The 10436-nt window shown below is 71.3% G+C and carries 14 protein-coding genes; 12 read left to right on the plus strand and 2 right to left on the minus strand.

Annotated elements, in window-relative coordinates:
• Nucleotides 1-285: 285 nt before the first annotated feature.
• Nucleotides 286-609 carry a divalent-cation tolerance protein CutA gene (cutA, locus tag QSK31_RS47925; RefSeq protein ID WP_285691895.1) on the minus strand — a complete coding sequence of 108 codons (324 nt, stop codon included), beginning with the start codon at nt 607-609 and terminating at the stop codon, nt 286-288.
• A complete protein-coding gene (locus QSK31_RS47930) occupies nt 599-1306 on the minus strand; it encodes a helix-turn-helix domain-containing protein (protein WP_285691896.1) in 708 nt (235 codons plus the stop codon). Before QSK31_RS47930 ends, cutA begins: the two co-directional genes overlap by 11 nt.
• 128 nt (nt 1307-1434) lie before the next feature.
• Between QSK31_RS47930 and QSK31_RS47935 the strand changes: the two genes are divergently transcribed.
• From QSK31_RS47935 to QSK31_RS47990, 12 genes are all read left to right on the plus strand, one after another.
• Nucleotides 1435-1680, plus strand: a complete 246-nt coding sequence (locus QSK31_RS47935) for a DUF6284 family protein (RefSeq protein WP_285691897.1) — start codon at nt 1435-1437, stop codon at nt 1678-1680.
• Nucleotides 1680-2438, plus strand: coding sequence for a hypothetical protein (locus QSK31_RS47940; protein ID WP_285691898.1), 759 nt, complete (start codon nt 1680-1682; stop codon nt 2436-2438). The genes QSK31_RS47935 and QSK31_RS47940 overlap by 1 nt, the downstream gene beginning before the upstream one ends.
• A gap of 90 nt (nt 2439-2528) precedes the next feature.
• A complete protein-coding gene (locus QSK31_RS47945) occupies nt 2529-2675 on the plus strand; it encodes a hypothetical protein (protein WP_285691899.1) in 147 nt (48 codons plus the stop codon).
• A gap of 14 nt (nt 2676-2689) precedes the next feature.
• The gene (locus QSK31_RS47950; protein ID WP_285691900.1) at nt 2690-3136 is read left to right on the plus strand and encodes a DUF3307 domain-containing protein; all 447 of its coding nucleotides are present in this window, start codon (nt 2690-2692) and stop codon (nt 3134-3136) included.
• A 20-nt stretch (nt 3137-3156) separates the two neighbouring features.
• A complete protein-coding gene (locus QSK31_RS47955; RefSeq protein ID WP_285691901.1) occupies nt 3157-5289 on the plus strand; it encodes a cell division protein FtsK in 2133 nt (710 codons plus the stop codon).
• A gap of 135 nt (nt 5290-5424) precedes the next feature.
• Nucleotides 5425-5697 carry a hypothetical protein gene (locus QSK31_RS47960; RefSeq protein WP_285691902.1) on the plus strand — a complete coding sequence of 91 codons (273 nt, stop codon included), beginning with the start codon at nt 5425-5427 and terminating at the stop codon, nt 5695-5697.
• Complete coding sequence (locus tag QSK31_RS47965) at nt 5694-6032, plus strand: hypothetical protein (protein WP_285691903.1); 339 nt, start codon at nt 5694-5696, stop codon at nt 6030-6032. The genes QSK31_RS47960 and QSK31_RS47965 overlap by 4 nt, the downstream gene beginning before the upstream one ends.
• A complete protein-coding gene (locus QSK31_RS47970) occupies nt 6032-6394 on the plus strand; it encodes an RRQRL motif-containing zinc-binding protein (RefSeq protein ID WP_285691904.1) in 363 nt (120 codons plus the stop codon). Before QSK31_RS47965 ends, QSK31_RS47970 begins: the two co-directional genes overlap by 1 nt.
• Entirely contained in the window at nt 6391-7575 is a 1185-nt protein-coding gene (locus QSK31_RS47975; protein WP_285691905.1) for a bifunctional DNA primase/polymerase, read from the plus strand. The genes QSK31_RS47970 and QSK31_RS47975 overlap by 4 nt, the downstream gene beginning before the upstream one ends.
• On the plus strand, nt 7572-8690 hold the full coding sequence (locus QSK31_RS47980) for an AAA family ATPase (RefSeq protein WP_285691906.1): 1119 nt from the start codon (nt 7572-7574) through the stop codon (nt 8688-8690). The genes QSK31_RS47975 and QSK31_RS47980 overlap by 4 nt, the downstream gene beginning before the upstream one ends.
• Nucleotides 8691-8872: 182 nt before the next feature.
• The gene (locus tag QSK31_RS47985) at nt 8873-9109 is read left to right on the plus strand and encodes a helix-turn-helix transcriptional regulator (protein WP_285691907.1); all 237 of its coding nucleotides are present in this window, start codon (nt 8873-8875) and stop codon (nt 9107-9109) included.
• An 89-nt stretch (nt 9110-9198) separates the two neighbouring features.
• Nucleotides 9199-10314 carry a tyrosine-type recombinase/integrase gene (locus QSK31_RS47990; protein ID WP_285691908.1) on the plus strand — a complete coding sequence of 372 codons (1116 nt, stop codon included), beginning with the start codon at nt 9199-9201 and terminating at the stop codon, nt 10312-10314.
• The last annotated feature ends 122 nt before the right edge of the window (nt 10315-10436 follow it).

A 10436-nucleotide genomic window follows, 5' to 3' on the forward strand; every position in this document is an offset into this window, starting at 1 on the left:
GTCGGGCTGACAGGATTTGAACCTGCGACCCCTTGACCCCCAGGCCGTTGGAGTAGGCGTTTCCGCACGTCAAACGCGATGCGCAGCGTTCACGCCGATGTTAAGTGTGCAGGTCGGCGCACCGGCGCTCATAGCGTGTGGTCCCCAAGTGGTCCCCATTGGTCCCCCTTCCCGGGGCCAAACGTGAGTGACAGAGCAGTCTCCCCCCTGTCACTCACGTTTTCCCAGCTCATCCGCCGTGGAGTGACACCAGTGACACCAGTGACACCGGTGACAGGCCCCGTGTCAGGCTCGGGTCTCTGCGGTGATCCAGTCGAGGTAGGTGCTCCATCCGCCAGTGATGGGCAGAACGATCAATTCGGGCACTTCGCCGCTGTGATTCTTGGGAAGCCACGCGACAAGGTCATCGATCTTGTCCGCAGCAGTCTTGATCCAGAGCTGCCACTCAGGCTCGTCGTAGATCTCGCCTTTCCAGCGGTAGACCGCCCGGATCTTCGAGGTCACCTGAACACATGCGGCAAGTCGGGCCTCTACCAGCTTGTGGGCAAGCTGCTGCCCCTCCTCCTCGGTCGGTGTCGTGGTTAGGGCCACAACATGTTCAGTCGCCACTTGGATCTCCTTCGCTCTCGGCTGCCGTTCGCAGCGCCTTGACACCTCGGGTGACCTTGAGGTCTCGGACCACCCTTACAACTTGATCCTCGGTTTGGCCTAGAGCACCCCACCCCGACAACAGATCGCCGTCGCGGCTCATGCCCGTCCATATGCCGAGGGCGCTGTCCCCGTGAGCGGCAAGCCCGAAGTACAGGCTGCCCTTCGACGCAACACCACCGTCGTTCGCGGCATACCAGCCGATCAAGACACGGTTGTCCCATAGTCGCAGCTCACCATGCCAGTGGTATCCCCCATCTTCGACAGTTAGGGCTACCCGCCGGTCCTCGTCTGCGTCCACCGTGCCGCGCGACGTGGTCTGCATCGTGATCAGGTCTTCCTGCTGCATGAACTGGACGGTTTGCGCCGTGACCTGGTCGCGCCCCTCGCTGCTCGTCTGCCAGCTCATCCACCACTCGCCGGTGAGGTTCAGCCGCTGGCTAGGCCCCTCTCCGACCAACTCAAGGACGCTCATCCGTAGCGCGCGGGCGATAGCCACGCCGACGGACAGCAGTGGTTGTTGGTCGCCAGCCTCATAACGGCGGATCTGCCGGATGTTCACGCCCGCCGCCTCTGCCACCTGTACCTGCGACAGGCCCAGCTCCAGTCGTCGGCGACGAATGGCCGCCCCTGTCACGTTCTCAACGCCGTCGCTCATGCATCCAGTGTCGCGGACTTTTTGGTCCTTGACAACCGGACTCGTAAGGCCTATGGTGGACTCATAAGGCCGGTGATGCGGACTAAAAAGTCCGCTCCCCCCTCGTTCGATCGCTGGAGGTAAATCCCGTGAGGAAGCTTCGCCTGGTCACCGACGGTCCGTCGGCCGCCGACCTGCGGGCGGTTGAGGCCGAGTGGCCGCTGATCGCTGCCGAGCTGGACCTGCTGGACGCTGAAATCTCGAACATCTACGCCGCCGACCATGGCGGCCCGTCGCCGCTGGACTGGCGACGCCTGCGCCGGGCCGAGGCCCGCGTGACCCGTGTCGCCGCCGAGCTGGCCGTCCGTCCCGCCGACTCGCAGGCGGTGGCGTGATGCGCAAGCCTTCCGTTTCGGGTCGTGGCTGGGCCTACATCGGTGCCGCTCTCGGCGGCACGGTCTCGATCGCCGCGAACGTCGCGCACTCCTACGTCCCGCCCGCCGGTGCCCCGGCCGCCTGGTCGCCGCAGACCGGCGCCGTGGTCGGCGCGATCTTCTGGCCGGTCGCCCTGTTCGTGGCTACCGAGATCCTGGCCCGCGTCGCCTGGCCGTCCGGACGGGGCTGGGCCGCGCTGCGGTTCGCCGGTCTCCTGCCGGTCGCCCTGGTCGCCGCCCTGGTGTCGTACAAGCACCTCGCCGGGCTGCTGCACTTCTACGGCGAGGACGCGATCACCTCCCACATCGGCCCGCTCGCCGTCGATGGCCTGATGGTCATGGCGACGGGCGCGCTGCTGGCGACCGCCCGGCGCGTCGCGTCCGTCGCCGAGGACGCCGTGCCGGCCGAATCACCCGCCCCGGTCGTCGCCGAGGTGGCAGCCCCGCAGACACCCGCCGCGCCAGTCCCGGCCGAGGCTCCCGCGCCGCGTCCGGCGGTCAAGAAGGCACCCGCCAAGCGCGTCACGCCGCGTCCCGCGTCGGCGGAGAAGGTCGCCAAGGTCGCCGCCAAGATGCCCGCCGCGCCGGTCTCGGAGATCGCCGCGAAGGCCGGTGTGTCGGTCTCGACCGCCCGGCGTCACCTCGCCGCCCTGCGCGTCACCGATGCGTCACCATCTGCCCCGGTTCCTGCGGAAACGCCCGCCCTCGCCGCTGCCTAGCTTCGCCCGGTGACGCGGCCCCTACCGCCAAGCAAGCGCCGCGTCACCGGCCCTCGACCCCTCGGCTCAAGACCTCAAGGAGAGGCCCCCATGTTCTCGCACCTCGCCCGCCGCGTCACCCTCGCCGCCCGCTGGATCCTCCTGTCGTGCGGCTGCCAGGTCACCCTCCACGGCAACGCCAAGGCCCCGACCTACTGCCCCGACTGCCGCAAGCCCGTCACGTCGAGCGCTTCCTGATCGGGGGACACGCCATGACCGCCGCCACCTTCGCCGCCGTGTTCGTCGCCCTCTACGTCGCTCACCAGCTCGCCGACCACTGGATCCAGACCCAACACCAGGCCGACTGCAAGGGTCGCCCCGGCTGGCCCGGCCGCATCGCCTGCGCCGCGCACGTCATCACCTACACCCTGACCGCCCTCGTCGCGCTCGCCGCCGTCGCGCTGTCGCTCGGCCTGCCGCTCGGCCCCGGCCGCGTCGCCGCCGGGCTGGCGGTCAGCGCGGTCACGCACTACATCGCCGACCGGCGCGCCCCGCTCAAGCGCCTCGCCGACCTGTGCGGCGCGGGCCGGTTCTACGCCCTCGGCATCCCGCGTCCCGGCCGCGACGACAACCCGTCGCTCGGCACCGGCTCATACGCCCTCGATCAGTCCTTCCACTACCTGTTCCTGTTCGTCGCCGCCCTCGTGATCGCCGCCTGAGACCCCCGGAGGACAACACCGTGAACACCCCCAACGGACCCGAGAACTTCGACTGGACCGCCGCCGAGGCCGACGTTGCCGAGGTGGTCGACCTGAACGCCGAGCGCACCCGCCGCACCGCCGAGGCGTCCGGCACGCACTTCGAGCACACCCTGGACGAGGCGCCGCAGCGCGGCGGCCAGCTCGTCGACCCGCCCGCGGCTGACCCGTCCGGGCGTCGGCCGATCGTGCCGGCCAACTGGTCGACGTGGCCGAACATCCGGCACAGCCTCGCGCAGGGCGCGCAGTTGACCGGCTACCGCGCCGGGTTCCACGCGGTCCGCGCCCCCTGGTACGCCGCGCAGGCGTCGTTCTGGGCGTCCGTGGGCGCGTTCCGGCTGATCGGCCGCCAGCTCAAGTGGTGGTGGGTCTCGGAGCAGTACGGCCTGCGGCAGGCCGCCGCCGACGCGAACGACCCGGCGATGTGGCTCAAGCTGCACCGCGAGGTCAAGGCAACCCGCATGTGGCGCGGCATCGTGCTCGCCGCCGAGGCCGTCACCGTGTGCTTCGGCGCCCCGGTCCTCTACGCGGTCGCTCCGATGTGGGCGCTCGTGCTCACGACCGCGCTGCTGGTCGCGTTCCTGGCGCACCTCGGCCGCCCGCAGGACCGGCGCATCATCACCCCGGCCACCGTGTCCGGCCGGTTCCGGCGGGTCAACCCGGACATCATCCTGCGTGCCTACTACGCCGCCGGTCTCGGCCACCCCGACAAGCCCCACCAGCAGATCGGGTTCGGCTCCACGATGGCCCGCGACACCTCCGGCACCGGCTCGCAGGTGTCGATCGACTTGCCGTACGGCAAGACCTTCGATGACGCGGTGAAGGCGCGCGGCGCGATCGCCTCCGGCCTGGACGTCGCCGTGTCGCAGGTGTTCATCACCCGCGACCCCAGCTCGCACCGCCGCCACACGCTGTGGGTCGCCGACCGTGACCCGCTCGCGCAGGGCGCCGGGCGTACGCCGCTGCTGCGCTGCAAGGCAACCGACATCTGGCAGCCCGCCCCGTTCGGGCTGGACGAGCGCGGCAACAAGGTCGCCGTCGACCTGATGTGGAACAGCATCCTGATCGGCGCGCAGCCGAGGCAGGGCAAGACCTTCGCCGCCCGCGCGCTCGCCCTGTACGCCGCGCTGGACCCGTACGTGAAGCTGACCGTGCTCGACGGCGGTGGCAAGCCGGACTGGCGCAAGTTCGCCCTCGTCGCCGACCGGTGCGCCTTCGGCCTCGCGATGACCCGCGACGGCGACCCGGCCGAGATCGTGCTGGAAGCGCTGCGCGAGATCAAGGCCGACGTCCAGGACCGCTACGAGCGGCTGTCCAAGCTGCCCGTCGACGTCTGCCCCGAGGGCAAGCTGACCCGCGAGATCGCCCGGGATCCGAAGTACAAGATGCCCGTGCGGGCGGTGTTCCTGGACGAGTTCCAGGAGTACTTCGACCTGGGCGACATCAGCAAGGAGATCGCCTCCTTGCTGGTCTACCTGGTCAAGGTCGCTCCGGCGGCCGGGGTGATGTTCGTGGACGCCACGCAGCGGCCCTCGGGTGTCGGCGGCGGGCAGGTGGCTACCCAGTTCATCAGCTTCCGCGACAACCACCAGGTGCGGTTCTCCCTGCGTACCGGCTCGTGGAACGTCTCCGACCTGGTGCTTGGCGCGGGCGCCAACAGCGAGGGCTACGACTCGTCCACGCTGCTGCCCTCCTACAAGGGTGTGGGGATCCTGCGCGGCGCGTCGGACGCCACGCCGACCGTGCGCACGTACCTCGCCGACGCCGACGACGCCGAGAAGATCCTGATCGCCGCCCGGAAGATGCGCGAGCAGGCCGGGACGCTGTCGGGCATGGCGGCCGGAGAGGACATCGCCCGCGAGCACCGCGACGTGCTCGCCGACGTCCGCGCCGTGATCGAGCGCGGCGAGACCGGCGCGCAGTGGGAAGAGATCGCCGCCCGGCTCGCCGAGCGACTGCCCGAGGCGTACGCGGACGTGACCGCCGAATCGATCTCCGCTCAGATCCGCGCACATGGTGTACGGAGCGTAGATGTCAAGCGGTCCGGCAAGGCGCTCAAGGGCGCCAAGGCCGACGACATCGACGCCGCGATCGCCCGCCGCAAGGCCGCCTAGCCGGTCGCGGCCCGCCCGCGACCGGTCGCGCTCACGCGACTCAACCCGCGACCGGCCTGGTCAGCGCAGACATTGACCGGTCGCGGGTTGCGCCGCCAGCCCCTCACGCCCAAAAACCCGCCCTGGAGGCTTCTCGTGTCTTCCCTCGCCGCGACCGCAACCCACGAAACCGCCCTCTCCGGCCTGCTCTGCCTCGCCGTCGTCCTGGTCACACTCGGTTACGCCCTCGGGTGCTGGCTCTGGCCGTTCGGCGCTTGCCGCCGCTGCAAAGGCTCCGGCAAGCGCCGCTCGCCGTTCGGCCGCGCGTTCGGCCTCTGCCGCCGCTGCGGCGGCGACGGGCGGCGCCTGCGGATCGGCCGCCGGATCATCAACAGCCTGCGCGAGCTGCACGACAAGGGCACCCGGTGAAGGCCCGCACGATGGCCCGCATCCAGCGGGACGAGACGCCGCACACCGCGTGGTGCGCCCGCGATCACCGGTGCGGCCTGGACGAGCACCGGTCGGCGGCGAAGGTCGTTGCGGGGGGCACTGGCCGTGCGGTCGTGACCCGCGTGCGCGCCGGGGACGTCGAGTACGCCGAGGTGCACCTGCGGATCCCGCTCAGCCGCCGCGAGGACACCGCCCGCACCCAGCTCGCCACGCTGCTGCGGCTGCTCGGCCAGCTCCTGGACGCCGTGATCGCCCGGCCGTACGCGGTGCCGGGCCGGGGCGAGCGGCCCGCGATCAGCCGGAGGGCCGCCTGATGGGCCGCATCCGCGCCCGGTTCTTCGACCCCGAGGGCACCCGCTACGGCCTGCCGACGTTCTGGTGGCAGGGCGCGCCGGACGGGTACGCGACCCGCCGCCAGCTCGCCGCGCGCGGGCTGCGGCCGGGCCGCCAGCCGATCGCCGCGCAGATCCTCTGGCAGGGCGTCGGCGGCACCCGGGCGGCGTACCTGTACCGGCTCGACCTCGCCCGCCCCAAGCGGCCCGCCAGCGCAGCGCAGCGGCGCGCGATCGCCGCCGCGCTGCGCGCCCGGCGCACCTGCCCGACCTGCCGCACCATCTGCGACTACTACATCCCGCGCTCGCTCGGCGAGTGCCTGACCTGCGCCGACCTGCGATGAGCGGCCACTGGATCGCCGCCAGCAAGACCCTCGGCCGCGTCGTGCCGGCCGATCTGCCCTACCCGCACATCTGCCGCGCGACGGTCGCCGCCGAGGACACCCTCTCCGGCCAGCCGCTCACCGTCACCCGGCAGTGGGAGAGGGACCGCTACTGCGCCGCCTGCGCCCACGAGAAGCACCGCAAGGCCAATCCGTCCACACCCGACACCAGGAGGCCGGAACCCATGCACAGCAACGAAAACCTACGCGAGGTCGCCCTCGCCACCGCCGCGCGCGGCTGGCACGTCTTCCCGCTGCGCCCGGACGACAAGCGGCCCGCCTTCCCCGACCACGCCCAGCAGGCGTGCACCGGCACGGACCCGCGCTGCCGCAACGGACACACCGGTTGGGAGGCCCGCGCCACCGTCGACCCCGACCGCATCCGCCGAGGCTGGGCCAGCACGCCGTACGGGGTCGGGATCGCCTGCGGCCCGTCCGGCCTCGTCGTGGTCGACTTGGACACGCCGAAGGACGGGCAGACCGCCCCGGCTGAGTGGTCGGATCCGTTGTGCCGCAACGGGTCCGACGTGTTCGGGCTGCTCTGCGCCCGCCACGACGCCGACGGCGCGCCCGAGGCGTGGCAGACCTACACCGTGACGACCGGGCGAGGCGGAACGCACCTGTACTACCGGCACCCGGCCGCCGGTCCGGACCTGCGCAACACGGCCGGGGAGCGCGGCAACGGCCTCGGCTGGCTGGTCGACACCCGCGCCCACGGCGGCTACGTCGTCGCCGCAGGCTCGACCGTCGCGGGCCGCCCGTACACGATCGCCCGGGATGCCGAGGTGGCCGACCTGCCCGGCTGGCTCGCCGAACGGCTCGCCCCCGCGCCGCTGCCGCCGCAACGCCCGGTCCTGGTCGACCTCGGCAGCGGCCGGGCCGGTGCCTACCTGGACGCCGCGATCGGCCGCCAGCTCGACCACCTGCGGCGGGCCGCGCAGGGCGAGCGCAACCACGCGCTCTACGTCTCGTCGGTCGCCCTCGGCCAGCTCGCCGCCGGAGGTGCCCTGCACGTCGACCAGGCCGCCGCGCTGCTCGAAGAGGCCGCGCTGTCGATCGGGCTGACCCGGTTCGAGACGCTGCGCACCATCCGGTCCGGCCTCGTCGCCGGTGCCAAGCGGCCCCGGACGGTGGCGGCATGACCGGCGTGCCGGCCGACCGGCCCGAACGAGCGAACCTGCACGTCGCCGGGCCGGACGACGCCGCCGAGCTGCTCTCCGGTGACCAGGAGCGGCCCGCCCGGATCCGGACCGCGTGGACCGCCGCCGACATCATGGCGATGACCTTCGCCCCGCCGAAGTGGGCCGTGCCGGGCGTGCTGTCCGAGGGCGTCAACCTGCTGTGCGGGCCGCCGAAGGTCGGCAAGTCGTGGATGTCGCTCGGCCTCGGCGTGGACGTCGCCTGCGGCGGCAAGGCGTTCGGCTCCATCCCCGTCGAGCGCGGCCCGGTGCTGTACCTCGCCCTGGAGGACACCGCCCGGCGCCTCCAGAACCGGCTCGGCAAGGTGCTCGGCCAGCGCAAGGCGCCCGCCGGGCTGACCCTCGCGACCGAGTGCCCGCCGCTGCCGCAGGGCGGCGACAAGGCCATCGCCGCGTGGCTCGACCGCAACCCGGACGCGCGGATGGTCATCATCGACGTGTTCGCCAAGCTCAGGGGCAACTCCGCCCCCGGCGCATCCGCCTACGACGCCGACTACGCCGCCGTGGGCCGGGCGAAGAAGGTCGCCGACGACTACGGCGTCGCGTTCGTGCTGGTCCACCACGTGCGCAAGGCCGGATCCGACGACTTCCTCACCGAGGTCTCCGGCACCAACGGCCTCGCCGGGGCCGCCGACGCGACCCTCGTGCTCAAGCGGGCACGCAACCAAGGTGACGGCGTGCTGCACGTGACCGGCCGCGACGTCGACGAGAACGAGTACGCGCTGACCTTCGACTCCGACGCCGGAGCGTGGCAGATGCTCGACGGTCCGGCCGAGGACCACCAGGTCGGCGAAACCCGCGCCGCGATCCTGCGGTTCCTGCGGGCGACGCCGGGCAGCACCCCGGCGGGCATCGCCAGCGCCGTAGGACTCAAGGCGGCGACCGTGCGGCAGACGTGCTCGCGGATGCTCGCCGATGGGCAGCTCGCCGCCGAACCCGGCGGCCGGTACCGCGTGCCCGGTGTCACCGGTGTCACTCCTGTCACTGCCGTCACTCAACCCGCTCTGACCTGCGAAAACGACGGTGACACGGCCAGTGACAGCGAGAGGGGTGACTGATCATGAGAGATCGGCTGAAACAGGGAGATAGCGGCACGACCACGGCGACGCGCATAGGAACACACCAGGCAAGCCGAGATCTTGGCTCAGAACGGCTCTCAGCGGGCCGCGCACAGGGCCGCAGAGACATCGACCCCCACCCCTTCGCCATCACCGCACCGCAGCACCGGGAGGCCGTCACCGTGCGACTCAGGGCCGTCGACAGCATCGACACGACCGCCGCAGAGGCCGAACTGATCACCACCGAGGAGCTGGCGCGCATGCTGCGCGTCGACCCGTCCAGCGTGCGCCGCTGGCGTACCGCCCGTCCGATCCAGGGACCGCCGTTCATCGCCCTGTCCGAGCGCGTGATCATGTACGCGATCGAGGACGTACGGGCGTGGCTGGCGAGCCGTCGCGTCACTCCGGAGGCAGCGTGAGCAGCACAGCACAACATCCGCCCCTCACTGTTTCAGTCAAGTCCGACGTGGAGTATCGCGCCGGGCGACCCAAGCCCTACAAGGCTCGCGTGCGCTGGATCGACCCCGCGACCGGGGACCGCCGGTCCAAGTCGCAGTCGACGGAGACCCGCGACGAGGCCGACGAATGGATCAAGAGCATGATCCGAGCGGCACAGGGCGGGATCGACCCCACCGCCGCCACCCAGTGCCTCGCCGAGTACGGCGAGAACGTGATGCCCCTGGCGACCCGAGGGTTGGAGCGCAAGACCCTCGATCCGTACCTCGCGGGCTGGCGCCTGCGCGTCGTGCCGACCCTCGGCCACATCCCCACGGCCGCGATCACCAACGGCGTCGTGGACCGGGCCGTCTACTCGTGGATCGAGGACGAGTGCAGCCGATCCACCGTCAAGAACACCCTCGCCATCCTGGTCAGGGTGCTCGAACAGGCCAAGCGTGACGGCATCGTGGATCACAACGTCGCGCACGTGAAGGGCTGGCAGCGCGAGTATCAGCAGGCCGAGGACGAGTTGGACGACCCGCGCACACTCGCCCTGCCGAGCTGGGAGGCCCTGACCACCCTCGCGGACGCCCTCGTCGCTCGCTCGCGCGGCCACTTCACCGGATGGGGACACATCGTCACCTTCGCCGCCTGCACGGCCGCCCGGATCGGCGAGGTGTCCGGCGTCCGCGCCGGGGACATCGACCGGGCAACGTGGACGTGGACCGTGCGCCGGCAGACCACACCGGGACCGGGCGGCCTGATCGACAAGGGCACCAAGGGCAAGCGCGCCCGCAAGGTGCCGATCATCGAAGAGGTCCGGCCGATGGTGATCGAGCGGCTTGCCTCGGCGGCAGGCCCGGACGCGCGGCTGTTCACCGGCCCACGCGGCGGCCGGATCAGCACGGCGGTACTGCGCGACGCCACGCACTGGGACGAGGTGGTCGCCGCGCTGGGCTACGAGCACCTGCGGCGCCACGACCTGCGGCACACCGGCCTGACGTGGCTCGCCGACGCGGGCGTGAAGGTGCACGTCCTCCGGAAGATCGCCGGGCACGGTTCGCTGACCACCACACAGCGGTACCTGCACCCGGATCAGCGCTCGATCAACGAGGCGGGAGACGCCCTCAGCGCCCACTTGAAGGCGCCCCGGTCCCCAAACGGTCCCCAACTCCGGGCAGCCTAGTAGGAAAATCCGGATCTAGCAGAATGGCAGAAGGGCCGCTGACCAGGGTTTATACCCTGGCTAGCGGCCCTTCAAGATTGTCGGGCTGACAGGATTTGAACCTGCGACCCCTTGACCCCCAG

Source organism: Actinoplanes sp. NBRC 103695, assembly GCF_030269485.1.
Taxonomy (GTDB): domain Bacteria; phylum Actinomycetota; class Actinomycetes; order Mycobacteriales; family Micromonosporaceae; genus Actinoplanes.

Bases quoted from the DNA above. Each gene is read 5' to 3' on its own strand.
- QSK31_RS47950 (WP_285691900.1), top strand. From the start codon at position 2,690: ATGACCGCCGCCACCTTCGCCGCCGTGTTCGTCGCCCTCTACGTCGCT.
- QSK31_RS47930 (WP_285691896.1), bottom strand. From the start codon at position 1,306: ATGAGCGACGGCGTTGAGAACGTGACAGGGGCGGCCATTCGTCGCCGA.
- QSK31_RS47975 (WP_285691905.1), top strand. From the start codon at position 6,391: ATGAGCGGCCACTGGATCGCCGCCAGCAAGACCCTCGGCCGCGTCGTG.
- QSK31_RS47940 (WP_285691898.1), top strand. From the start codon at position 1,680: ATGCGCAAGCCTTCCGTTTCGGGTCGTGGCTGGGCCTACATCGGTGCC.
- QSK31_RS47980 (WP_285691906.1), top strand. From the start codon at position 7,572: ATGACCGGCGTGCCGGCCGACCGGCCCGAACGAGCGAACCTGCACGTC.
- QSK31_RS47970 (WP_285691904.1), top strand. From the start codon at position 6,032: ATGGGCCGCATCCGCGCCCGGTTCTTCGACCCCGAGGGCACCCGCTAC.
- QSK31_RS47945 (WP_285691899.1), top strand. From the start codon at position 2,529: ATGTTCTCGCACCTCGCCCGCCGCGTCACCCTCGCCGCCCGCTGGATC.